18 protein-coding genes are annotated in these 25828 nt (G+C 39.1%); 1 reads left to right on the top strand and 17 read right to left on the bottom strand.

Annotation, left to right across the window (positions count from 1 at the left end; translation table 11 throughout):
- Positions 1-258: 258 nt before the first annotated feature.
- From IMO47_RS07215 to kdpA, 16 genes are all read right to left on the bottom strand, one after another.
- Positions 259-2586 carry a TonB-dependent receptor gene (locus tag IMO47_RS07215; RefSeq protein WP_196074629.1) on the bottom strand — a complete coding sequence of 776 codons (2328 nt, stop codon included), beginning with the start codon at positions 2584-2586 and terminating at the stop codon, positions 259-261.
- Positions 2587-3031: 445 nt separating this feature from the next.
- The gene (locus IMO47_RS07210) at positions 3032-4522 is read right to left on the bottom strand and encodes a surface lipoprotein assembly modifier (RefSeq protein ID WP_196074630.1); all 1491 of its coding nucleotides are present in this window, start codon (positions 4520-4522) and stop codon (positions 3032-3034) included.
- A gap of 62 nt (positions 4523-4584) precedes the next feature.
- Positions 4585-5343 (bottom strand): Slam-dependent surface lipoprotein, encoded by a 759-nt coding sequence (locus IMO47_RS07205; protein WP_196074631.1) that lies wholly within the window; start codon positions 5341-5343, stop codon positions 4585-4587.
- Positions 5344-5474: 131 nt separating this feature from the next.
- The gene (locus IMO47_RS07200) at positions 5475-6233 is read right to left on the bottom strand and encodes a Slam-dependent surface lipoprotein (RefSeq protein ID WP_196074632.1); all 759 of its coding nucleotides are present in this window, start codon (positions 6231-6233) and stop codon (positions 5475-5477) included.
- A gap of 201 nt (positions 6234-6434) precedes the next feature.
- Positions 6435-9569 (bottom strand): TonB-dependent receptor, encoded by a 3135-nt coding sequence (locus IMO47_RS07195; protein WP_196074650.1) that lies wholly within the window; start codon positions 9567-9569, stop codon positions 6435-6437.
- 426 nt (positions 9570-9995) lie between these two features.
- Entirely contained in the window at positions 9996-11009 is a 1014-nt protein-coding gene (locus IMO47_RS07190) for a FecR domain-containing protein (protein WP_196074633.1), read from the bottom strand.
- Positions 11010-11531: a sigma-70 family RNA polymerase sigma factor gene (locus IMO47_RS07185; RefSeq protein WP_196074634.1), complete on the bottom strand. Its 522-nt coding sequence runs from the start codon at positions 11529-11531 to the stop codon at positions 11010-11012.
- Positions 11532-11827: 296 nt separating this feature from the next.
- The gene (locus IMO47_RS07180; protein WP_196074635.1) at positions 11828-12265 is read right to left on the bottom strand and encodes a transcriptional repressor; all 438 of its coding nucleotides are present in this window, start codon (positions 12263-12265) and stop codon (positions 11828-11830) included.
- Between the two features lie 21 nt (positions 12266-12286).
- Positions 12287-12712 carry a YbaN family protein gene (locus IMO47_RS07175; RefSeq protein WP_196074636.1) on the bottom strand — a complete coding sequence of 142 codons (426 nt, stop codon included), beginning with the start codon at positions 12710-12712 and terminating at the stop codon, positions 12287-12289.
- 30 nt (positions 12713-12742) lie between these two features.
- The gene (locus IMO47_RS07170) at positions 12743-13339 is read right to left on the bottom strand and encodes a biliverdin-producing heme oxygenase (RefSeq protein ID WP_196074637.1); all 597 of its coding nucleotides are present in this window, start codon (positions 13337-13339) and stop codon (positions 12743-12745) included.
- Between the two features lie 41 nt (positions 13340-13380).
- Entirely contained in the window at positions 13381-14199 is an 819-nt protein-coding gene (locus tag IMO47_RS07165) for an energy transducer TonB (protein ID WP_227552236.1), read from the bottom strand.
- 552 nt (positions 14200-14751) lie between these two features.
- Positions 14752-15462, bottom strand: a complete 711-nt coding sequence (locus IMO47_RS07160) for a response regulator (RefSeq protein ID WP_196074639.1) — start codon at positions 15460-15462, stop codon at positions 14752-14754.
- Between the two features lie 27 nt (positions 15463-15489).
- Positions 15490-18147 (bottom strand): sensor histidine kinase KdpD, encoded by a 2658-nt coding sequence (locus tag IMO47_RS07155; RefSeq protein ID WP_196074640.1) that lies wholly within the window; start codon positions 18145-18147, stop codon positions 15490-15492.
- Between the two features lie 229 nt (positions 18148-18376).
- A complete protein-coding gene (gene kdpC, locus IMO47_RS07150; RefSeq protein ID WP_196074641.1) occupies positions 18377-18979 on the bottom strand; it encodes a potassium-transporting ATPase subunit KdpC in 603 nt (200 codons plus the stop codon).
- Between the two features lie 20 nt (positions 18980-18999).
- Complete coding sequence (kdpB, locus tag IMO47_RS07145; RefSeq protein ID WP_196074642.1) at positions 19000-21030, bottom strand: potassium-transporting ATPase subunit KdpB; 2031 nt, start codon at positions 21028-21030, stop codon at positions 19000-19002.
- Between the two features lie 10 nt (positions 21031-21040).
- Positions 21041-22765, bottom strand: coding sequence for a potassium-transporting ATPase subunit KdpA (kdpA, locus tag IMO47_RS07140; RefSeq protein WP_196074643.1), 1725 nt, complete (start codon positions 22763-22765; stop codon positions 21041-21043).
- Between the two features lie 315 nt (positions 22766-23080).
- On the opposite strand from kdpA, the gene IMO47_RS07135 reads away from it, so the two are divergent.
- Positions 23081-23881 carry an undecaprenyl-diphosphate phosphatase gene (locus IMO47_RS07135; RefSeq protein WP_196074644.1) on the top strand — a complete coding sequence of 267 codons (801 nt, stop codon included), beginning with the start codon at positions 23081-23083 and terminating at the stop codon, positions 23879-23881.
- 224 nt (positions 23882-24105) lie between these two features.
- On the opposite strand, the gene IMO47_RS07130 is transcribed toward IMO47_RS07135, so the two are convergent.
- Entirely contained in the window at positions 24106-25821 is a 1716-nt protein-coding gene (locus IMO47_RS07130) for an alpha/beta hydrolase (RefSeq protein WP_196074645.1), read from the bottom strand.
- Positions 25822-25828: the final 7 nt, after the last annotated feature.

The following is a 25828-nucleotide window of genomic DNA, read 5'->3' as shown; positions in this document are numbered from 1 at the left end:
GCATGTTAAACTGCTGCATTCTCAAGCGTTTCAAGATGCTTCAGTACTCTACTCGATCCACTGAGTTTCAACTGTGCTACAAATAGTTGAACTGAATAACAATACCCTGCTCTGTTCCGTTAATTGAAAAACAATATCAAAAAATAAAGCATCTTGAAAAAGCCTCTCCCTTTTGGGAGAAGCTTAGATGTAGATTGCCAAATTCATTTTTTACAAGATTGAGAAAACAACGCTTCTCAACCAGATCAATCAAACCAATTAGATTTTTATATTCACACCGACTTGAAAGCCACGTCCGGGAAGCGGTGCAATATATTTTAACGGCGAGTTTTGTGGTCTTGCGTCTTCGTTCAGCAAATTTGAGCCATTTAAAAATACATCCATACTGGTTTTTTGTAGTTTGAAGTGTTTTTGAATTTGAAAATCCATCAGGTTATATGCAGGCAATGGTATTTCTTCAGACACACTTTTCCCCAAATACCGAGGTTCATCATAATAAATACTCGATAGTCGCGCAGACCAATCATTGTTCGCCCATTCGACACTCATTCCATAACGGTTGGTTGGCATATTGGGTAAATAATTTCCGTCATTAAAAAGACTGAACTGATTTGGATGAAGATTCTTATTTTTAACAAAATCGGCAAATGCTGATACGACAACTGAGCCATAGCTATTTAATTCAACTTTTTGTTTTAAATCAACTTCAAAACCTGTGATTTCTGCGTCTGTTTGTGTCCAATACTTAAGCGGCAAACGGTTTTGAGTCTGTAAACCTGAGTGTGTTAAGTATAAGTAGTTGTCATACTTCATTTTATATACTGTGGCTGTTAAATTAAAATTTTGATAATTCAACAACCCTGTCAGTTCAAGGTTTTTAGACTTTTCTGCTTTGAGTTTTTGATTGCCTTCTTCCTGCAACATGATGGAATAATGCGCACCACTCGCATAAAGTTCATTAATTTCAGGCGCTCGCTCTGAAACCGAATAACGTAACTTTAAGCCCAATAAATCATTATATTTTAAATAGGATCCAAAGCTATAACTGTCTAAATCAAACTGAGTATCCTTTAACTGACTATTAGGTGAGTTTCGTGCTGTTTTAAAATCACTTTCTTGAATTCGGTGTTCAACTTTTTCAGTACGATAGCCTGCATCTAGTTCCAACCAGTTAAAGTCTAATTTTTCCTTGATAAATACAGCTTGTGTCTGGGTATTGATATTGGGCAGATAGCGTAATTTACCTTGCCCCTCTACTTTGCGATCAATTTGGTTTAAACCGATAAAACCATTCCAAAACACCATTGGTTGATGTTTAAGCAATAATTCGGCTTGTTGTGTGTCAAATCTATACTGATTGGCCATGCCTGTACCGAGATACTCAGCAGATGTATTGATTGTTTTACTGACATTGAACTGAATCTGATTGAGCAGTAATGGGCTAAAGTTAAATTCACTGGCAAGTGAATACTTTCTTTGATCCGTTTTAACCCCTACAGGGATGCTTTCGCTGGTCGACTGAAAAGATCTATTTTCAAGAGAAAAGCCCGGAACACCATATTCACTTTTCTTTGAATCAGCACTGAGTCCAATATATCCATGATCCAGAAAATAAGTTGATCCAATTGCAAAATGTTGGTTGTCCAAATCACTGTTTCCAAGCTTACCGCTATAATTCGGTGTGACGTCCTTATTAATTTTATTTTCTGTAAACTGCTTGGTATTGGGTACATAGTCGGGATTTGCAGGATTGGTATAAGTTTTTCCACTCCATACGGATGTTGGCTGATCTGTATAAAAAGAGAATGTGCCATCTGCCCAATCAGGATTTTCCGTCATGAATTGGTCGATATAAGGTTGAGATGCTTTGTTATACACCTGCTGAATTCGTGCTTCTTTCTGGCAAGCATCTGCTAAACCTGTATTTACCCCACCTGTTGCAGGAAATATTGCGCTATTACAGAGTTTTGCCTTACTGTCACCCGGAATTTTATACGCCGCAATCTGTTGAGTAGAAAATAAAAAATTGGTCGAAAAATTCTTTTGGTTATTTAAATTTAATTTAAAACCCTTTGCATCAACATCATTCCAACCCTTTTTTGCAACAAGTTCCAGTTCAGTTTTTTTATCAGGAAGAATTTGATCAATAAGTCCGGTATCAATATCCACACTCCCCCCGATGGCATTGCCACCGTAACGCACTGTATCAGAGGACTTATTGACGGTAATTGATTGGCTAAACAATGGATCAAATGGAATATTGATATTACCGCTAATTGCATTCATCCCATAAAGAGATTGACCATTTTCCAAAATCTGTACTCGGTTTCCACTTAAACTGCGAATCACGGGCGCACCGGCATTTGGACCAAAAGCACTACTTTGCACTCCTGAAACTTGTTTTAAGGCATCTCCCAAAGTTTTATTGTCCGCATTTTTATTTTCAACAACCACCAGATCTTGTTTGAAAATATCTTGTTCTGCATTTACTCGAATAATGGGTAAAACATTCAACACTTTAGTATCCACTGCATACGCAGGAAAGATCGGTAAAGAAATCGCAATGGCTAAACTATGACGGCGCACGATAATATGTCCAGATTGTAATTTAATGTTATGTTATAACATTACATTTAACTATTCAACGACAATAAACTTAATGATTTCTGTAATAAACAAGACTATAGCCCAAAGAAAATAACATAAGCTATTGATAAAATTAAATTATAGATTTACAACTGGTAAAAATAATGATCATTATTTTACTTTTGTGATCGATTTAACTGTTATTGATGAATCATAGAAAAGTTTTCATTTTGAACGAACAAACAGAAATGTCATCCGCAAAGCAGGTATTCTGGGCAATGTACAGTACACATTTTCCACTTAAGCAAAAAACTCTTTTAGGGATATCGCCCTGAGATATCTCAGGAACAAATCTATACAATTTTAAATACAAGATTTGAAATTATAGTCATGCAAAATCTATCGTCATGCAGATTCATTTTATGAGATCGTATTTCTATACAGTTTAAAATCGATGCTCTAATTTTAAACTAATATTATGTTTATCATAGGAATACAACCACTCTACATTACTGTTATTTTGATTATATTGATAAGTAAGATTCGGTGTTAAACCGTAAAAAGCCCAACGCGGCGCACTTATAATCAAGGTATAGTTTTGTTCAAAATCATGTCGCCTATCCTCTAAAACAGGGGTAAATTTATCAAATTGACGCCAACGAAAAGAACTAAATAAATGGGTATTAAAGCCTGCGGTAAAATTTTTGGCCAGCCCTAAACGTATGCCTTGTTGTTGATATGCTGTGAAATATTGCTCTTGGGTATTATGGTCAACGAAATCCAGTCCACCAAATAAGGTCCAGTTTTTTGGTAAAATTTTCCAAAAAGTTGAATAGACTGAATATTCCATGCCATTCTGGCCTTTATACTGGGAATAGTTCATATCTTTCATTTCGGCTTCTAACTTGACGGCTTTATCGTTCGAGATAAAACGCATCCACTCGCCTCTTAACCCATAGGCACTATAGAGTGAATCATGGGCATAGTATTTATGTTCAAATACAGGAGCAACCAAGACTTGATTACGTTCATTATAAAAACTATAACCCGCATTTAAATTAAAAGTTAATTCATTATAATCTGTCTGATCTGGGTAAACTTGACCATAGAATAATCCACGTAAAGCAATACCATGCTGCCCAGAAAGCGACCAACGCTTGGTTAAGGTTGCTTCATAATCCAGACCTTGTGCACTGATCGCATCTGGCGTTCCGCGCTTCACTTGTTCAACAGGCACGACTTCCTTCGTGTTTGGGTCTATAGCGTAATAGGTAATGATGTCATGTTTATCTGAAGCGTTGTTGATATTGCTGGCATAACGTGAACCAAAGGCCAGTGAACCATGCCATGCATCTCGTTGTTTAAGACCATTGATATACATCTCTACAGTTTGACGAATACCTTGAGCAGCAGGATCTGTTAACAGGTTCAATTGAGATTGAATCTGCTGAAATAACTGTTGACCTTGCTGATTTTTTTGTTGTTCAGTATAGACACGAGCCAACTCAAGTTGAGTCATTAAGTTATTGGATTGAATCTCTAAACTGTGTTTTAGTTTGCTTTCAGCTAAACTTAAATTCCCCTGGGTGCGTGCCATGACACCTTCAGCAAATTCCGTTAATGCCTGATCATAATTTGGAAAATTTTTATATTTTTCAAGATAACGTAAAGCGACTTGCCATTGTTTTTGCATCACTGCCAAATAAAGCGCATAAGCAACTTCTGCGGGTTCATCCTTCACCATATATTCCTGACCTTGTATGATCAGATTCGGTAATGCTTGGTCTTTTTTGGGATCATCTGATTTGAGTAGTTTCTTATCATTTTGATATTGCTGCTGACTAATTTCCTGATTTAACCTGATACTGGTATCATCTGCTGCATAGACAGATTCTCCACACAGTAACACAACGCCAAGCAATACTATTTTTTTCATTGATCACCCTACAAAATAAAAAAAGAAAGACTTACCGAAGTAAGCCTTTCTCATCTAAATCATTATTTCTTACCACCAAAAGCAACGTCATATGCTCTGTAACCAGCGAACATTGCCATTCCTGCTAAGCTGGTTTGACTATTATAAAATTGACCAAACACTTCACCACCAGACGGTCCACCTACCCAAGATGCATTTGAACCACTAATCGTAGCGTCATTACTAATCGTCGCAGTACCTAAATTAAATGTACGTGAACTGTCGCTCAATGAGCCCGTTAACTGTTTGGTCGCAAAGTTTGCAGTAAACGTACCTGACAACAAATTAGAGCCATTATAATTATTGACACCTTGAACGCTATAATTTGCAGTACCTGTAGACGGTACGCTAGTATCCGCATCTTTACCATTGTAATAAACTGTATGCGTCCATGGATCAACTGTACCTAAACGATATCCACTGGCATCTTTGGCTTCGGCATTCCACTCTCCAAACCAAACATCTTGTGTAGGAACCTGTTTATAACTGCTATAACCGATTCTTTCGTGATATGGAGGTGCACCTACTAAATATGGACTAAGAAGTACCACACCATTAACATCTGCATAGCGTTGAAAGCCAGAAAATGCAACAACTATACCATTATAAAAGTCTTTAATTCCAAAACCTATACCAGCTACTGATTGACCTGGACCAATTGAGCCAGTAGAACCAACTACAATTTTGAAGTTATCACTTGATTCACCTATGTCTGCCCCTTGTACAACACCCACTGAACCAATAGATAATAAAACAGCCAATGAAATAGAGTGTAATTTCATTTCAAGTTCCTCGATACGCTTTTTTATTATCATTAAGAATAAAAATTAAAAATACTTAATGACTAGTTTGAACTGCAATAATAAAATAAAAAAGAAAGACTTACCGAAGCAAGCCTTTCTCATTTAAATCATTATTTCTTACCACCAAACGCAACGTCAGATGCTCTATTACCAGCAAATGTTGCAATGCCTGCTAAGCTGGTTTGACTATTATAAAACTGACCTGAAACAGTACCGCCAGAAGGTCCACCTGTCCAAGATGCATTTGAACCACTAATCGTAGCGTCATTATTAATCGTTGCAGTACCTAAATTAAAGGTACGTGAACTGTCACTCAATGAACCCGTTAACTGTTTAGTTGCAAAGTTTGCAGTAAACGTACCTGACAACAAATTAGAGCCATTATAATTATTGACACCTTGAACGCTATAATTTGCAGTACCTGTAGACGGTACGCTGGTATCCGCATCTTTACCATTGTAATAAACAGTTTGTGTTGCTGGATCAACTGTACCTAGACGGTTTCCACTGGCATCTTTGGCTTCGGCATTCCACTCACCAAACCAAACGTCTTGTGTAGGCACTTGTTTATAGTTGGCATAACCGATAGCAGCATGTGTTGGCGGAAGACCAGGTAAATACGGGTTTAAGCGCACCACACCATTGCCATCTGCATAGCCGTTAAAACCTGAGAATGCAACAACTGCACCGTTATAAAAGTCTTGGATTCCGAAACCTACACCCGAGTTTGGATGGTTTGGCCCCAGTGAACCTGTAGCTGCGACCTCGATTTTACTAACATCACTCGACTCACCGACTATAGCTGCCTGAGCAGCACCGACTAAACCAATAGATAGTAAAACAGCCAGTGAGATAGATTGAAGTTTCATTTTAAGTTCCTCGTTATGAGTTTAAAGTTTTGCCATTAAGAATAAAAATAAAAATCTTAATGATTATCATTTAAAATAAAACATGTGCTGCACTGATTTTAATTTTTCAATTTAAGTGTAAAATCAAGGAGTACCTGTCTTATTTTCCACACATTTATTGCACACTACGTGCAATAAATTCAGTAATTATCCAAAGTTTCTTTAAAACTTATGGCTAACGCTTAACTTAAATGTTCGACCAGGTGCTGCAATTGCCGAACGGGTTAAAGGATCAATATAGAATTCGTCAGTAAGATTAGTTCCCACCAGTTCAAATAAAGTGTCCTGCTTCAGTCGATAATTGATATAAGCATCTAAAATGGTCATTGAGTTCCAAGCCAAAGGGGTATTGGCGTAATAACTCATCTCTATCCCGTTATAGTTTTTCGTTTCAGGATTTTCATATTTTTGGTAATAACTCGCTCGTGTACCCAATTCCAATTTCTGATCAAAGAAACGTCCTCCAAGCGTCAAATTTACTGAATATTTGGGAATTGCCATACTGACCAAATATCCCCCTACAAATCCATCATCGACACAGCGATTTACTGAGAACTGCTTATTTGCCCCCAAAATCATTGCTGAATTTTCATCACATACTTTATTCTTAAAACGGTAATTGGCACTCAAATCCGTAAAGAAACGTCCATTGTCAAAGCGACTTTGTAGTTCCAGTCCTTCTGTAGTGAGACTATCGACATTACTAAATGCCAAAGTTGGGCTACGCTCAATCGCATTCTTGGTTTTGTTATAGTAATAAGCCAATTTAATATCAGCATAACTGCTGTTTTTAAATAACTCAGAAAGATTATGAACATAGGCGAGTTCATAATTTGATGCATGCTCAGGTTCTAACTTATAGCCACTTAAAGTTCCAGAAAAACCAAGCGTACTTTCAAACATACTTGGCATTCTATATGCTTCGCTATAGCGCAAATACATTCGGCTATTTGAGTTAAAGTTAACCGTTGCTGAAGCCGTCGGTGTCCAACCACTATCTTTGGTTTTTTGCACACCTGTTTTGGTTAAGTCAATATCATTATAAGCACTAGGAATGCCACCACCAGAATAATATCCATAATCCCGACCTTCTACCAAGGTACCATTTAAAAAGGGATTATTGGCAATGGTTAATTTTCCACGACTATCCTTTTGATAGTTAATCGTATTACGTTGAGTATATATCTGTCTTTTTAATTCTTTTTGCTTATATTCCTCCGTCCAGCCCTGAGCCAAAGCGACTGCATCTAATGTATTTCTTAATTGTTGTTCGCGTTCTGGAGTCATATTTGCTTTTTTGGTAAAATAACTCATGCTTAATGCAGTGGCTTTTTTAATCAGGTTAAACTGGGGATCACCCGCATTGACCCGTTCATTAAGAAAATCATCAAAGGCCCAATAGTTTTGATATCTTGCACCTGCGTTTAGCGTCAGCCATGACACTGGCTGATAGTCAAAGTTAAAATTAAACTCTTTTTCTTCTCGACGCCCTGCTCTCGGTACCATTCGATAACCTGAATTCGTTCCGTTAATATTTGGGTCTTTATAAATATCATCTGAACTGAGCTTTTCTTTTTGAAAACTACCACCAACAGTCAAGCCAAGACTAGACAGTAATTTAAACTTATTACTTAAGGTTATTCCTTGGCGAGTATTGTCCGAGTTTGCGACGGCACTGTTCACAAAGATGCCCAAGTTCTCATTGGTATCATTGGGAAATCCACCAGAACTATAAGTATGGCTTTTGGTATCAGTTCGCCAAATATTGCTGTAAAAATCGACTAGATTATTGTTTTTAGGCTGATATTTGTATTCCATATTATAGGCTTTGGAGTCAATATGACTTAGAGGCCACTGTGGTACGCCTGTTTTGTTTTTTACCAATGCCTCCCAAGCAATTCTTGAGGGCAGTATTTCTCCATTGGTGATTGAACTGTCTCGATAGCCAAACTCTAAACGCTGTTCATCAGTCGGCTTCCATGTTGCTTTCAACAAATAAGATTCTGTTTCTAGAGATGTATTCGGAACTTCTGTACCTCCCGGATAAACTTTGGCAAGATAAGGAACATAGTTATAACGTTCCTGTGATGGTTTATTATAATATTCACTGCCATTTTTTCCGGCAAAATGATTACCCTTATTCCGATAAGCATAAGCAGCCAATACTTCAAAGTTATCAGTACGCCCCGCCAAAGCGATACGAGTCGCAACATCATCACCTGAGTATATATTGTTTTCTTTATTCTGGCGTGCCATCTTAAATAAAGACGGATCATAATAAGGTTCGAATATTGGCTTACCTTGCCAGTTCGTTGCTACTGGCGGATAGTTGGGATTATCATAAATACTTTGACCTGTGAGTAATTGCGGTTCTCTAGGTTTCACTGCATTACTGCTGGTTTCTACTTTTATTTCTCCACCAAAATTTTTACCTTCTTTTAAAACATCATCTACAGCCAAAGTATGAATAACGACAGCACCGCCGACACCTGTGTTTACATTGCGGGTGATGGAAGGTCCTTTGATGACTTGTAGCCCACCGATTAAATTCGGATCGATATAACTACGGTTATTTGCACCGTTATAACCGCGCCATACTGTTAGTGCTTGCTCTGTCCCATCAATAAGCACTGGCACTCGTCCCGGTCCTTGAACGCCACGTATGCTTGGATCTAAAGCACCACTATTTCGAGCATCCCCACTGTATACTCCGACCATTCCCTTAAATAAGTCTGCTGGCTGAGCGCCTTTATATCGTTCTATTTGCTCTTTGCTGGCGTAGACGCTAGAAATATCTTGGTCATAAACATCATTCTGCCCTTTGGTATCTCGACTCACTGTGCCAAAAACAGTCATTGGGCTAAGTTGCACCGCATTTTCATATTCGGTGGCTGTTGATTGAGTGGTTGCTGCTGCGGTTTTGAGTTCAGCTTGAGTCACTTCCTTGAGCATATAGCCACTGCCCACTTTTGCTGCAACAAATTCAGTGGGTGCTAAAATACGCTGGAAACCACTTTCCACATCATATTGCCCAGTCAAACCAGAACTGGATTTTCCTTTTAATAAATTGGCATCTATGGCAATCGTGGTACCTGCTTGTTCAGCAAAAGTGTTTAAAACACTGGCAAGTGAACCTGCTGGGATATGATAAGAACGTGATTCCAAAGTTTGCGCAGAGACGCTTTGCGCCAGCCCCATTGCGCCAATCCCCACACAAGCAACATGAATAGCCAATGCCAATGATGAAACTCGAAAAGAAGATTTTGTTTGCTTTTTATCCCAAGCAGCTTTGTTCATTTTACGCCCCAGTAAATGTAAATAAGAATCATTCAACATACATAATTAAATGAATCCTAATTTTTGCTTCTACTGAATATGACGCACGAGAAATAAAAAAGTGGAACCTAGAATTAAAATTTTTTTTAAAATGAAACTTGAACGGGTCTTAGATTTATTACGAAACGGAGCTTTGGGAAGCTTTCTAAATCTGATTGATCTTGATCAGGTATGAAACTTTTGTCTTTAACCTGAGTTCGATAAAATTCTTGATAAAATATGAAACTTGAAAAAGTCAGCCACAATTTCCTGAGATAGGGCTTTATTGATAATAATGTAATCGTCTATTCTCATTAATCAATGCGTTTCAGGTCACTCATTGCTGAGTAGTGAGAGCAATGGGGTTGATTGAGATGTATAACCGACTCATAGATGTAATTACTTATGTTATTGAGTCGTTACCACAGTCAGATACGGCGTGATTTGATAAATCTTGAGCTGTGGAAACACACTATTCAACAACTTCAAAGCATTTTCAGTATGATCTAAAGGCAAGACTGCATTGACTTGGATTTTTTCCAGTTGATCCTTTTTAAATATAATTTTCGTTCGGCTATTTTGATCTAATTCCGTCAAAACTTTCGATAAAGGCATATTTTCAACAATCAACTGACCTTGCATCCATTTTTGTTGTTCGTTATGAATGTTCAAATCATGAATGGATTGTATAGCATATCCATTAAATGTGACTTCCTGCCCTGCGGATACAATCACGGAAGATGGCTTGGATGGTTGTTTACCTAAGTGAGAAGTTTGTACTTTCACTTTAGAATGCAACATCTTGAGTTCTGTAAGTTCTGGCTGATAGCGAACACTAAATGCAGTGCCTAAAGCTTCGATTTGACCATGTTGTGTTTGAACAATAAATGGGCGTGCTCGGTCTTTAGCGACATCTACAAATATTTCGCCTTGGACCAACTCTACGACACGTTGATTAGCAGAAAAATGTACATTGACCGCACTTTGCCCACGAAATTTCAGCGTTGACCCATCGTTTAAGCTATGAGTATTCCACTCTCCTGCCGAAGACTTGAGGTCAGCAGTGAGGTAAGCGATTGGATGATAGGCAAGATAAGTATAAATCCCCCCCAAACTGCATAATGCGATGGCGAAGATGCTCCCATAACGTAAATTCTTTTGTTTATTTGCACTTTGCAAACCTGCTTTCAGCACGGATTGCGTCATCTGTTGCTGTTGGGGGGTCTGTACCAGTTTTTGAATAGAATACAGATAATGTTCAATATCTTGTGCAATTTTTTGTCGTTGCGGACTCATACTTTTCCAAGCATCAAAATCCATTTTAGCCGCTTTTTTTGTTAAATCATCATCAGCACTGAGCAGTACAATCCACTCTGCGGCTTCTTCAATTAATTTTTGTTTGCTTTTCTGATCGTCTATCATTTATACAAACAGATCCTTCTCTTGCTTTAGCACATAACATTGCACCAAGCATGTTGCGAGATATTTTTGAATCATTTTCGTCGAAACACCAATCTGCTTGGCAATTTCTTTATGGGTCAAACCTTCAAAATAATGTAAGACAAATGCACGTTGGGCTTTTTCAGAAACAGATGCCAATGCCTGACAAATTTGATCAATCGCTTGAATAATCTGTAGTTGGTCTTCTGGTGAAGGAATCGCATCTAAAAGATATTCCATTTGACCTAATTCATCCAAATACGCTTGTTCAATGCGTTTACGGCGGACTTGATCAATCATTAAATTACGTGCGATCGTGACTAAATAAGCACGTGGCTCTTTAATCCCAAACAACTCATCACGCGTCTGTAAAATCTTGATAAAAGTATCTTGAACCAAATCAGCCGCATGTTCACTGCTACCAATCTTTTTTCTCAGCCATTGATGCAACCAGGACTGATGATCACGATACAATTGATCTACAAATGCAGGATTTTTGTTCACAATAGAATCAACTCGTTTAAGCTCACACAAATGATAATAATTATCATTTAAATGTCAAGTGACTCTTTCCTAAAATCCTTGATTTATTAAGTACAGTTTTATCATTTGCGCATATAAGGCTTCGATATCTCGATTAAACATAACGATTATTTTTCCACTAAAACAACCTTTTAAACGCTTATTTCTCATTGCATCATTTTGTATCTAAATTTATTCATGCATAGTTATGGATATTTTTAAATCAGCATCTACTTTATTGAGGTCAACACATTATCGATATCATCCTAAACCTCACCTCAGCCCTTACAGTATAGACACTCCGATTTTTCCAAAGTGAGGTGGTAAGTACTTGCGCCATGCGCCAAGATCAACGCTTGAAGATCAAGTTCCAGATCCTGATCCTGAACCAAATGTAAATGACCGCATTTTTTACAGCATATGCGGATATTGGTTTGGCAATTTTTAAATGAATAGAGTGCCTGTTCATTTCCAAGTTTAAATTTCACCAACACCCCTGCTTCTTCCAACTGCCTCAAGGTCTGATATACACCTGCAAAAGACAGTTTTTTAACCTGTGGTGATGGATTGTATAAAATCTCAGCAGCAGTGAGTTCACGCCGTGCATTTTTTAAAATATTCAGTACTGTTAATCTTGTTGTAGTCACTTTTAAATTTGCTTGTAAAAGTAAATGTTTTAATTCTTCAATATTTTTATAGGGGTTAAAGATTTCCATCCAAAGATAATCCTCATTGATTCATGCCTTAAACCACATCCATATTTGTACGCAAATCATCATGATAATTATTGCGCCAACTGCCCATGGATGAGGCACTGTCCAAATTAAAATTCCGGCGGCAACACTCATACTCAACAAAGAAAATAACTTCACTTTTGTAGGTAGTGTGCGCTGGGTCTGCCACTGCTGTAAAATTGGTGCAATCAGTCGATTGTTTACAATCCAGTGATGCATTCGTTTTGAGCCTTTGGCTGCAAAAATTGCTGCAAGAAAATAAAAATCAAACGTAGGCAAACCTGGTACCACTAAACCCATGGTACCCAAAATCAAACATAAACCTGCGAGTGCAATACACACGCAACGTACCAACCATGACTTCGCCAGTTTAGGTTCTGGCAATGTAATACTGGTATTGATCTCTGTTTCAGTTCCTGTTTGCTTCATTGCTTGATTCCCTTTTCAACGATTCATCATTTATTTCAGTGTTTTCAATTGTGCTAAAAGCTCACCAAAACGCTGAAAGCCTTGCATCGCTCCTTCAATAATTAGTTGTTGATCTTCTGAACTAAAATTTGCCTCATCCAGCGTTTGCTTGAAACGTTTCCACACTAAGCCTCGACCTTCTGGATATGCTGCCAAATTACGTGCACCAAACTCAGCACTAAAGCCAAATTTAGCTTGGGCTTCTTTGAGTAAAAATGCTGCACCTAATGTCGAACCTTCAGAGACATAAATCCAGCCTAATGATTGAGGAAAACTCACGGTATGCGTTGCAATATCGCTTTGTTGTGGCTGCACGCCTAAATCAGCCAAATCCTGCAATGCAGCATCAGAACGACCACGCACATCTAAATCAGGAATCAACTGTTGCACTTTTGCATCCTCGTATAAATGCTCGACATCTTTCTGAAAGTAATACTGTGAAAGTGTGAATTGGGCATAATTGTCTTGGCTGGCAAAAGCACCCGATTGTTGCATCAAAACTTCCATACGATCATGTTCTTCAGCAGTCGTTCGTTTTAAACGTTGCATTAAACTTTCTGTCATTGCTTTTTCTGTCGATGCGTTCATAAAAATTCCTCAATAAACATTGTATACACCTGTTAGTCCAATCAGCGGTTGCGACCAAGCTTAAGCTGAATGGGAAAATCCACCACGATAGCAACTGCTTCACCATTTAAGATGTGTGGTTTAAATTTGGTTTTTTGTGCAGCCTGAACACCTCGTGCATCTAAACTGCTTAATCCTGTACTCTGTTTCACTTTGACATCAATCGCTTGTCCTTGAGGATTAATCTTGACGGTCAAAACCAGTAGACGCTGTTGATTCTTTAACTCACGGTCATCGTAATTCAACTGACCAAAGCTCAATACATCAACCTTACTGACCATAATCGGTTGTTGAGGTTTTGATGCAGATTCAGCACTTTGTTCTTTTTTATTTTCTCGACCTTCTTCACCACCGGATTTTTGAGTCTGCTCATTTGATTGACCAGAAGATGACTGCTGTTTCGAAGTATTTAACTCAGTCTTGGTTTGCGTTTGCGACTGTTGCTGAGTTGTTTCTGTACTGCTCTTTGAAGATTCATCTGTTGCTTTTGTCAGCATGGTTTTCTGAGTATCCTGTTGAGGTTGCGCCATGATTATTTTTTTGGATTCGCTACTCTGAATCACTTTGGTTGGTTTTTGATGAGATGCTGTTGTTTTAGAAATTGGCTGCTGTGTTGTGGACTGTATTTGGGATTGTGTTGAATGCGTTGCTGTAGCTGTATCGCTCTCTTGAATCGTTTCAGTCTTATTCATGCGAACAAAACGAATTTTGATTGCATTTTCTGGTGAATGCGTTTCGACAAATTGATCCGTCTGCAAAAAAGACATTGCCCAGATTAACAAGACATGACAAATCATGACACCACATAGCGTGGTATACATTTTTCGATCATACAAATCCTTAAACACAACATTCATACACTTAACGATGCTGTCTAAAAATATTGGACATAACATCGTTGGATAAATGGATCAGGATGTTTCGAATCTTTGACCTGTGCTGTTGAATCAACATACTCATTCCTCTTTGCTCCAAAATCAGACCAGACAGATAAATAACTGCCTTATATCTATATAGACGAATGAGAATGAAAAAATGCCCAATGAGAAATGTAATTAAATGTAAAAAATTCTTATTTTATTTCGTGTTTTTATTCTTGAATTAAATTCTGCTCTCTACCTAAATAATCTTTCAATGCTGTATATCAACAAAAGTAAAAGGCAGTGATCCAACGCTTTTTCATTAAAAAATATCCATCCACTGAGGTGTTTTGTTTGATTGCTTCCGGTATTTCACACTTTCTTTTTTCTGTTTGTTTCAATATGTTTATAGTGCTAAAACCTTTTGCTTGCTTTTCAAACTTGAATGAGGTGTTAAGTTGATATTGATGAATCATTTCAATTTTAAAGAGGAACACCTGAAAAACATGGGACCTATTGTCCCAGAAATCTCAATCCTACACCCGGCTCAGTGACAATATAGGTCGGTTGAACAGCATTATCGTTTAATTTACCACGCAGTTTTGCCACTAAAATTCTTAAATAATGCGTGTCTTCCTGATGCGTTGGTCCCCACAAATCATTTAAAATTTGTGGTTGAGTAATCAATTGCCCCTTATGTTGGGCCAACAACGTCAAAAGCTGGTATTCCTTGCGTGTCAAAGAAATCAATTGGTGGTTTAAAAAAACCTGTCGATGTGCAAAGTCAATTTTTAATACGCCATCATCAAAACAAGCAGACTCCACCACAACATTTTGATACTGGCGAAGCAGCACCCTTATTCGTGCCATGAGCTCCTGCACACTAAAGGGTTTAGTCACATAGTCATTGGCACCTGCATCCAGTAGCTTGACCTTTTCTTCTTCATTCGAACGCACGGACAATACAATGACAGGCACATGTGACCAGACTCTGAGCTCTGACAGGACTTCTGCACCATCTAAGTCAGGTAAACCAAGATCAAGAATGACCAGATCTGCTCCCTGCAAAGCCAAAAGCTCCAACCCCTTTTGACCATTTTCAGCCAACAATGTTTTATAACCTTGAGCACGAAGTGCGATATCCAGAAATTTACGAATCTGTGTTTCATCATCAATAATCAATACATTGGTCATCGAGCTTGTTGATACATTTTGCTCTGGCATGATGCTTCCTTAAATCAAAAAACGAGACTAGCCAATTTGCTGGATCGGGAGTTGCATACGAATACATGTCCCTTGGTTGTTCTTCGCAGAAGATGCCATAATTTTACCCATATGTGCACCAATAATCGCTTTGACAATTGTTAATCCAAGCCCTGTACCATATTGTCCTCGATCACCACGCTCCATGGTATAGAACATGTCAAAAATTCGATCACGCTCTTCTTCAGGAATGCCTTGACCTTGATCACTGATCGCAATTTCGATTTCATTTTCACTGCACTGTGCGACATCTATGGTGACCGCCTTATGCTCTGGCGAAAACTTGGCGGCATTTTCAAGGACATTAAAAATAGCCTGCTCGATCAGTGCTGCATGAACATATAAACTTAAGCTCTGCTCAGGTAAATGAACTTCAACAATACTTTGTGGCATATAACGTTTTAAACGGCGTACCGCTGAGCCAATCAACTCATCTACACCAATCCAGTCTCGTTTAAGACTGAGACCTTCATGCCCTAAGCGCGTCATGTCGAGTAAGTTTTGGATATAACGATCCAAGCGCTCACCTTCCAGACGAATCGCTTCCAATAAGCTGTTTTGATCTTGTTCATCCATAGAATGTCGATAATTGGTCAAAGTATCTGCTGCACCAATCATAGAAGCCAAAGGCGAGCGTAAATCATGTGACACCGAAGAAAGCAAAGCTGAGCGCAGTTTTTCAGTTTCCGAGTTAATATTGGCGATTTCCAGGGCTTTGGTCAGTTGAGTCCGAGAAATTGCTTGGGCAATATATTCAATCATGGTTTCTGTTAATTGTTTAAGCTCTGTATTTAAACCGGTGACTTGCTTGGGAAATTTAATCCCGACCACACCTAAACACTGCTTGGATGCCAATAAAGGTAAAAACCACCAGTCATTTTCCGTTAAAGTTTGTGTAAAACGTCCTGATGGTTGATGATTTTTAAACGTCCAATCTGCTGATATTTTCTCTTTATCACTGATTGTGTGTAAATTACTCTTCTCAATTGACAAGCCAGGAAAATAGAACCAGATCTCGGCATTTAAATTTTTACTCAGGCTGTTTTCTGCGATCTCTTGAACTTGTTTCAGGTCTACGGCAACAGAAAGCTTTTGCCCCAAATCCTGCATAATACTGTTATAGCTATTTGCCGCTTTTAAAGCCACCACTTGTTCTTTCAAGCGTGAAGCCAGACGACTTGAAATTAAAGCAGCACCCAGAAAAGCAACCACAGTAATCACCCCTTGATGTGCCGAGATTTGCAGAGTAAATTTTGGTGAAATAAAGAAAAAATTATAGGCCAAGAAAAACAGAATTGCAGAAAATACCGCTGCCAACATACGTGTTTTAGATGCAACAAAAACCACAGCCGTAATAAAAATCACGGAAAGTTCTTCAATACCTAAATACTTTTCCCCCAAACTTGCAATGACAATGCTAATAACAGTCGTCGCTAAAACGTAAAATATTTCTCTAAGATTTAGAAATGTACTTTGATCTAAAAAATTAGAATATGACTTATTTTCCTCAATAATCGGTACCATGCTCAGTTCAAAACTCGGTTGATATTTCAATAATTGATCAACCATATTCGCTTTAAGCTTTAAACCGAATTGAAAAGGCTTCGCATTCGGTTGGGTGAGTACCAATGTTGAAATGCCTCGATCAATTACATAATCAAACAGGGTTTTGGCATGTTGTTTACCATAGAGTATTTCTGTCATGCCTCCCAGTTGACGGGTTAAATTCAACGCTCTTTCGATTTCACGATGCCGGGCATTTTCAGATTTATTGTTAATTTGAGAGTCTTCTGAAAAGGCAACCACCGTCCAATGTGCCTGGCGATTTTCAGCAATACGACAGCCTGCCCGAACTAAAGCCTCAGCATGACCATTACCGTCCACCATAATCAAAATATGGTTTTTCAAGGGAATGGGAACCAGTCCCTGTATCGAAAAATTCTCCCGAACATCACTATCGACATAACTGGCAACTGTTTGCATTGCCAATTCACGTAAAGCCGTTAGATTGGAATGATTAAAAAAACGCTGCAACGCCTGTTGCGCTTGTTCAGGCACATAAACCTTGCCCTGATTCAAACGCTCAAGTAATTCGCTGACAGGTAAATCGATTAAACGGATATCCCGAATACGTTCAAATACACGATCTGGAACTGTTTCAGCCACTCGAATCCCTGTAATTTGAAATACCACATCATTTAAACTTTCTAAATGCTGTATATTCATGGTGGTCAATACATCAATGCCTGCATCCAACAATTCATTGATGTCTTGCCAACGTTTTTCATGACGGCTGTTTGGCATATTGCTGTGGGCAAACTCATCCACCAAAACAATACTGGGTTTTATTGCCAGAACAGCATCCAAATCCATCTCTTCAAGATGATGTCCTTGATATTCAATGACTCTCCTTGGAATAATGTTCAAACCAGCAAGCAGGTTTTCTGTTTCTATGCGACCATGTGTTTCTACATAGCCAATCACAATATTGTTGCCCTGCAAAGCTAACTCATGTGCACGAACCAACATGGCGAATGTTTTACCAACCCCTGGAGCAGCCCCTAAAAAGATGGTGAGTCGCCCGGATTGATAACGTTGGGTATGCTGTAACAAGACATCTGCTTTGTTATTTCGATCGTCAGCCATAGGGTTACTGTCTTCCAAGTATTGGCAGTGATGCCATTTTTTAAAGTGATTGAATCAGATTATTTTACTTATCATCATATTGGCACAAATTTTAGACTTTCTTTTCATCTTCTTGGCTTAAGAAACATTGAGTCAGGATGTGATGAAATCCAATATTGCATTCAATTTTTATCACATCCTGTACATCATAATGAATATAATCTAATCAACAAGCTTGGCAACCTGATGATTATTTTCCAAGCCGATCCAATGCCAAATTTAACGCTAAAACATTGACTCTTGCTTGTCCAAAAATTCCAAAAGTAGGTTGAGTGGTATACTCCTGAACCAATTGGGCGACATTTTCTTCAGTCAAATGGCGGGCTTTGGCAACTCGCTTGACCTGAATCATTGCAGACTGAACACTAATATCAGGGTCAATACCACTTCCCGAAGCAGTCACTAAATCCGCAGGAATTTTAGATTTCTCAATCTGGTCTAGACGTGCAATTTTATCCATTCGCTCGGCAACGATATGCTGTAATTCAGGATTGGTTCTGGCCATATTACTTGCTGCCATATTCATCGGATCATAATGTGCAGCCGATGGGCGAGCTTGAAAATATTGCACTTGTTGAAAAGGCTGTGCCACTAAACGTGAACCCAATACTTGATTATTCTCAATCAGCATACTTCCATTGGCTTGTTCAGGGAAGCTAAGCTGCCCAAGCCCTGTTGCCGCAGAACTATAGACAAAACCACACAATCCCAGAGCAACAACCGTCAAACCGATTGAGGCACGGATTAAACTGGATAATGATAAATCTAAAACTTGATGTGTTTCAGTATTCATGTGTATATTCCTCGCTCAACTTAGAGTGCAAGCAATGGACTGATCATTAAATCAATCGCTTTAATCGCAATAAATGGAAGCAGTACTCCACCCACACCATAAATCAGCATATTGCGGCGTAACAACTGGGTAGATGTGGCAGGTTTGAACTTTACCCCTCGTAAAGCAATTGGAATCAGTAAAGGAATAATGATGGCATTAAAAATGAGTGCTGAAAGAATGGCACTTTCAGAACTGCCCAACTGCATGACATTCAAGCTATTCATTTGAGGAATTGCTGCTACAAACAAAGCGGGTAAAATCGCAAAGTATTTTGAAACATCATTCGCCAATGAAAATGTTGTTAAAGCTCCACGAGTAATCAGTTGTTGTTTACCGATCTCAACCACCGACAAAAGTTTGGTTGGGTCTGAATCCAAATCCACCATATTGCCTGCTTCTTTCGCGGCCTGTGTTCCAGAATTCATTGCCAGACCAATATCTGCTTGGGCCAATGCAGGCGCATCGTTGGTGCCATCACCCACCATAGCCACCAAATGACCTTTGTTCTGCTCAGTACGAATACAGCTTAATTTATCTTCAGGTTTGGCTTCGGCGATATAGTCATCTACCCCTGCTTCAGCTGCAATTGCAGCTGCGGTGAGCGGATTATCCCCTGTGACCATCACAGTTTTAATTCCCATTTCACGCAAACGAGCAAACTTTTCCTTGATTCCTTGTTTTATTACATCTGACAGTTCAATGACGCCAAGAATATTTTGATCTTTTGCCACCACCAATGGTGTTGCACCTTTTGATGCCACCTGCTCTACACGGGTTTTTAACTCACTGTGATTTTCAAGATGCTGTGAGGCAAATTTAAGAATCGCATCTAATGCTCCCTTACGAATTCGATGTCCATCACTTAAATCTATGCCTGAGATGCGTGTTGCTGCATTGAATGCAATAAATGCTGCATGCTCAGGATCGCTTACACGCTCACCCAACTCTTTTGCCAAAGCAACCACTGACTTTCCTTCAGGTGTAGGATCTGCCAGCGAAGTCAATATGGCAGCTTGACGAAGTTCTGATTCAGTCACACCGACTAAAGGATAAAAGGCGGTTGCTTGACGGTCGCCATAGGTGATCGTTCCTGTTTTATCCAACAGCAGCACATCTACATCACCTGCAACTTCAACGGCTTTACCTGATTTCGCAATTACATTGGCTTTTAATGCCCGATTCATCCCAGCAATCCCAATAGCAGGCAATAATCCTCCAATAGTGGTTGGAATTAGACAGACCAGTAACGCCACCAACACAATCGGATTGATCTCGATTTTTAAGAAATGTCCAATGAACGGCAAGCTGAGTACCACCACAATAAAAGTCACTGTCATCACGGTCAGTAAAATACCCAGTGCAATTTCATTCGGAGTTTTTTGTCGATTGGAGCCTTCAACCAGTGCAATCATGCGATCAAGGAAACTGTGTCCTGCTTCAGCAGTCACTTGCACAATGATACGATCCGTTAAAACTTTAGTTCCACCAATGACACCAGACTTGTCTGTTCCTGCTTCACGTAACACAGGTGCAGACTCTCCTGTTACCGCAGCTTCATTGATGGTGGCAAAACCCTCAATAATTTCACCATCTGCAGGAATCAGTTCACCTGCGCGGACTTCAATCAAATCATTCATTTTTAATTGGGTCGCCGCGACCTGTTCACCCTCTGCATCAGTTTTAGAGATGAGTCGCCGTGCCGTCAAATTTTGACGGGCTTGCCGCAATGAAGAAGCTTGACCTCTCCCCTTCGCTTCTGCAATCGCTTCAGCATAGTTGGCAAAGAGGACGGTGATAAATAAAATGAAGCTGACTGCAAGACCAAATAGTACATCCGCTTTACCCATCAAGGTACTGATCAAAGTAATGATCGTACCCAACCATACGATCGCCATCACAGGGTTTTTTACCGCATGTTGGGGTAATAGTTTAACCCAGACATTCTTCCAAGCCTCAGCTTGAAAAAGCGTAGAGGTTTTATTCGAAGTGGATTGTTTTGAATGATTCATTTTACTCACCCTAACCTTGTACCAATAACAGATGATCAGCAATCGGTCCTAAGACAAGGACTGGCATGAATTGCAATAAGGTCAACATCACGACAATGGCGATCAGTGTCAATGCAAATGTTGGTGTTTCAACTTTTAGACTGCCTTTGCTTTCAGGCGCTTGGCGTTTAGCAGCCAAACGTGCAGCAATGATGAGTGGGATAATCAGCGTAGGAAAGCGTCCAAGCAACAAAGCAATGACACATGTCAGATTCCACCACACCGTATTGTCTGCCAGGCCTTCGAAACCAGAACCGTTATTGGCAAAAGCAGAAACATATTCGTATAGAACTTGAGAAACGGCGTGATATTGTGGATTGCTGTTGCCCGTCAATTCTGGAAAAAACAAAGCCATTGAAGTTAAAGACAGAATCACGATCGGCTGAATTAAAATCACCACAGCCAATAATTTAATTTCACCGGCTTCAATCTTGCGTCCAAATAATTCAGGCGTACGTCCTGTCATCAAGCCTGCAATAAATACAGCCAAAAATAGATAAATAATGAATTGCTGCAAGCCGCAACCAATACCGCCCCAAATGGCATTAATCAACATATTGGCGAGTGCCACTAAACCTGTTAAAGGCGATGCAGAGTCATGCATCATATCCACTGAGCCATTGTTGACTTGCGTGGTCACTGCTGCCCACAGTGCAGAAGATGCCTCACCAAAACGCATCTCCTTACCTTCCATCGCATACAGTTGGGTTGCTGTAGAAGACAGGCTTTCAGACCAGATGGCTGTTGTTGCAGAAATCACCGACATCAGCAGCATTGAACCAAACACAAAGCCTGCAAATTTTGCACGTTTGGTGAAAAAACCCAACATAAAGATCACGGCAACAGGGATCAGCAAAATTGCAATCATTTCCAAAAAATTCGAAAGTGGCGTTGGATTTTCTAAAGGCACACTACTGTTTGGTCCATACCACCCCCCGCCATTACTCCCCAATTGCTTGATGGCAACCATGGGTGCGACAGGTCCTAAAGGAATTTTTTGTGTTTTCAACTCAGTGGATTGATCGACCACTTGAACTTCTGGTCCACCTTGAAATGTTGCAGGAACACCTTGGCTATTCAACAATAATGACCAAACCATGCACAATGGAATCAAAAACCGAAATGTAGGACGTATCACATCAGCCCAATAATTTCCAACATTGATTTTTTGGACTTTACTGCCAAACGGTATTTGATGATCTACTGCAGACAAATCATTAGCAGGTGGAGAGAATAAAGCACGGAGTGTTGCAACAACCATGGCTAGCCCCATCATCGGTGTGATGATTTGCAATCCCACAATACCCACCATCTGAGACAGATAAGACAATTGGGTTTGCCCAGAATAATGCTGTTGGTTGGTATTGGTCAGGAATGAAACCATGGTATGCAATGCCAAATCCCACGACATATTGGGCGCATGGTTGGGGTTCAAGTGTAGATTGGCTTGGAACATAAACAACAGCCAAGTGACCAATCCAATCACCAAGCAACTGATCACGAAGCTCAATGAATAGGTTTTAACATTCATCCCCTGTTTTGGATCGGTACCCAATAAGGCATAAATCGGCTTTTCAATCCAATTAAATAACGGATCAATTTTCATCTTGCGATTTTGCATAATGCATGCAAGATATTTTCCTAAGGGATAAGCAAGAACGATCACAATGACCAAGAGTAAAATAAACTCTAACATGACCAGACTCCTTGATTTGAAAGGCTGAAAAATGAAATGCCAATCTTGCAAGTTTGGGTATGATTTTTAAGTTTTTGTCGTAAGCATATTTTTGGATGCTGTACTTGTTGATGCGCTATATATTTAGCAGTCATCTTTTCCATCCTAAACACTGGGATATTCCATTGCCTAGTATCGAAAAAGTTGCCGTAAACTCTCTATTCACTGCCAGATCAGCTGCGTAAAAATTTCGTAAAATTTTGTCTTTTTCCATTTATAAGTAGGGTTAAATACATTAAAAAGGTTCAATTTTTTAAATTCTTGTTTATTTCAATTATGGAAAATTTTGAACTATTAAAAGCTCTGTTTTTGGGGCTTATTGAGGGTCTAACTGAATTTTTACCGATTTCCAGTACAGGACATTTAATTCTGTTTGGTCATTTGATCGACTTCCACTCAGATTCAGGTCGGGTATTTGAAGTCGTGATTCAACTGGGGGCAATCTTGGCAGTATGCTGGCTATATCGTCAAAAGATCATTGAATTAGTGCGCGGCTTTTTCTCAGGCGATGCACATGCTAGACGCTTTACCATCAATGTTTTGGTTGCATTTATTCCGGCTGTCGTGATTGGCGTACTTGCTGTTGATTTTATTAAACAAGTCTTGTTTAGCCCGCTCGTCGTGGCTTTTGCTTTGATTATTGGTGGTTTTATTATTTTTGCAGTCGAAGCACGAAAGTTTGAACCAAAAACCATAGAAGCAACTGACATTACTCTAAAACAAGCTATTCTCGTAGGTTTTGCACAATGTGTTGCCATGATTCCGGGAACATCTCGTTCTGGCGCAACCATCATCGGCGGAATGTTATCGGGGTTATCGCGAAAAGCGGCAACTGAATTTTCATTTTTCCTTGCAATGCCGACCATGTTAGGTGCAGCGACCTATGATTTAATTCGAAATGCAGATGTTTTAACTTCAGATAATCTGATCAATATTTCAATCGGCTTTGTTGCTGCATTTATTGCTGCGATTCTGGTAGTTAAAGCATTGGTTAAATTTGTTGAAAAACATACGTTAAGAGTCTTTGCATGGTATCGTGTTGTATTGGGGATCATTTTATTGATTGTGTTTTTATAACAATAAAAATATTCACTATTTTTACTATGATTTTTAATCCATTAGACTCACTGCCAAAGTGAGTCTTTGTCTAGGTTCCAGGGCGAATATTTTAATTAATAGATTTCGTTCATCAATCACTTTTATTCAGTTCTAAATTATAAACACCTGTAATCCAACTGAATCTTCAGACAAATACTTTCCCTCTATTTCGAGCGCTTTATAAATGATACAGCTTGTGCCATCTATCTATATTTAGGTTTGATATTATTGTCCTGAATAATTTTAACGATTGAATAAAGCACTGAGCGACGCACATGAATATTGTTATATGATCCTTGATGATCAAACCCCGTCATTTGAAAAACCTGCTTCACACCCACTTGTTTTAAAAGTGCGCGACCAGATTGCCAAGGTACTGTTCCATCACCCTCTGCATTTTTTTGAGATATTTTAAATGTACCAAATTTTCCATTACTGAGTTTGATATATCTCAAACCATTATTTTCTTTCGAATTTGCTTTCATATAGTACATCGCACCTTGACCCATATACATGGCATCTTTTGCAACTTGCTGATTATGTACTTCAATCTCTTGAGCACTGACCCTTGGTAAATTTTTTATTTGATTTGTGGTTAACCCTCTAAGCGGTTGATCAAGCGTCCATTTCAATGTCCCAAAACTGAAAAATTTGGAATCATGTCCATAATGAGCATAAGTACATGGGTGATATTTATTTGTTATTTTGTCATGAAATTCTTTAATTTTTTCAATCTTTTTAAAATATACATCTTTTGTTCTTTTACCTGGATCATTATCTTTTACCATATTTGCAGGGTCAATAAGTTCCGCTTTGACCATTTCCCACCATACACCATCTGCCTTGTAAATTTCTTCATAAGGATCTGCTTCTGGCAAGGCAACTTGATGCTCTTGTAAGTTTGTTCCATTGCTTAAGCTTGAGCCATTTAAAAATAACCATGGTTTGCCTTTATTATAGGCTTTGCTTGGTAAAAGCTCTAATCCTCCTGGTGCATTGGCCAAGACAGCAGTCACATGTTCGGTATTCTTGCCAAGCACATAAGCAGGCAAAGCACCGACATCTTCTGATCCAGTAACAATACGTCGATACGCTGCCGCTGCACCTTCAGCAGGCATCACCCCATGTACGACTCCAGCAAGGTCTCCACGAAGTTGTACGAGGCGACGAGTAAGTAGTCCGCCTAAGGAATGCGTGACGATGATAAATTTATGAAAACGTTGACCATATGATTTTTTGATCGCATCCAGTTTTGTGGAAACGATTTGTGCACCATCTTCACTGGACTGCAGCCAGTTATAGCCCATAGCATAGACAGGAAAATGAAACGCCTTTAAATGTTCAATATCCTGTTCAGTTACAGCAGTGAATGCTTGCTGAGGATGCCAATGATCTCGTTCTTTTGGATTTAACAGGCTTTTCCATTCATAAATAGATTCTTGCAATTTTATTTGCTGAATCGCTGCATAACCACCACCTATACCGCCCATGCCATATATAGGTTGCTCTTTTAAATCAACGTTGTTTAAAACCATTTGCAGGTAGGTTAAGACGCCACCATAACTGTCCCAGTGTACGGTCCCCCAATAGCGATCTCTTAAGGTTTTTTCATTTAACTTTAAACGACTATCCACTTTGATATCACCAGTAGCATCTACTCGAGTATTTAAAGGATCTAGTTCTCTTTGTAAAATCGCTGGGCTTTTATTCATTTGTTGAAATAATGTCCTTGCAATTCCAGTACCATTGCCTAACATCCAAACAGGTTTACCCAAGGCTGTATTAAAAATATTTGACCCCATAATGCCAGGGACAAATATGATCGGAATCGTGTCATGAAGTGGCACTTCAACAAAAGTACCAGATTGATTTGAACTTGGACTGGTTGCAGAATGGGTTTGTGAAACAACTTCAGCCATTTTATTG

Source organism: Acinetobacter sp. Res13-Abat-PEC15-P4-01 (genome assembly GCF_015676285.1).
Classification (GTDB): domain Bacteria; phylum Pseudomonadota; class Gammaproteobacteria; order Pseudomonadales; family Moraxellaceae; genus Acinetobacter; species Acinetobacter nematophilus.
This window is presented reverse-complemented; position numbering and strand designations above follow the sequence as displayed.

Bases quoted from the DNA above. Each gene is read 5' to 3' on its own strand.
- IMO47_RS07165 (WP_227552236.1), bottom strand. From the start codon at position 14,199: ATGTATACCACGCTATGTGGTGTCATGATTTGTCATGTCTTGTTAATC.
- IMO47_RS07135 (WP_196074644.1), top strand. From the start codon at position 23,081: ATGGAAAATTTTGAACTATTAAAAGCTCTGTTTTTGGGGCTTATTGAG.
- IMO47_RS07190 (WP_196074633.1), bottom strand. From the start codon at position 11,009: ATGATAGACGATCAGAAAAGCAAACAAAAATTAATTGAAGAAGCCGCA.
- kdpB (WP_196074642.1), bottom strand. From the start codon at position 21,030: ATGAATCATTCAAAACAATCCACTTCGAATAAAACCTCTACGCTTTTT.
- IMO47_RS07170 (WP_196074637.1), bottom strand. From the start codon at position 13,339: ATGAACGCATCGACAGAAAAAGCAATGACAGAAAGTTTAATGCAACGT.
- IMO47_RS07160 (WP_196074639.1), bottom strand. From the start codon at position 15,462: ATGCCAGAGCAAAATGTATCAACAAGCTCGATGACCAATGTATTGATT.
- kdpC (WP_196074641.1), bottom strand. From the start codon at position 18,979: ATGAATACTGAAACACATCAAGTTTTAGATTTATCATTATCCAGTTTA.
- IMO47_RS07200 (WP_196074632.1), bottom strand. From the start codon at position 6,233: ATGAAACTTCAATCTATCTCACTGGCTGTTTTACTATCTATTGGTTTA.
- IMO47_RS07130 (WP_196074645.1), bottom strand. From the start codon at position 25,821: ATGGCTGAAGTTGTTTCACAAACCCATTCTGCAACCAGTCCAAGTTCA.
- IMO47_RS07155 (WP_196074640.1), bottom strand. From the start codon at position 18,147: ATGGCTGACGATCGAAATAACAAAGCAGATGTCTTGTTACAGCATACC.
- IMO47_RS07205 (WP_196074631.1), bottom strand. From the start codon at position 5,343: ATGAAATTACACTCTATTTCATTGGCTGTTTTATTATCTATTGGTTCA.
- IMO47_RS07210 (WP_196074630.1), bottom strand. From the start codon at position 4,522: ATGAAAAAAATAGTATTGCTTGGCGTTGTGTTACTGTGTGGAGAATCT.
- IMO47_RS07195 (WP_196074650.1), bottom strand. From the start codon at position 9,569: ATGAACAAAGCTGCTTGGGATAAAAAGCAAACAAAATCTTCTTTTCGA.
- IMO47_RS07180 (WP_196074635.1), bottom strand. From the start codon at position 12,265: ATGGAAATCTTTAACCCCTATAAAAATATTGAAGAATTAAAACATTTA.
- IMO47_RS07175 (WP_196074636.1), bottom strand. From the start codon at position 12,712: ATGAAGCAAACAGGAACTGAAACAGAGATCAATACCAGTATTACATTG.
- kdpA (WP_196074643.1), bottom strand. From the start codon at position 22,765: ATGTTAGAGTTTATTTTACTCTTGGTCATTGTGATCGTTCTTGCTTAT.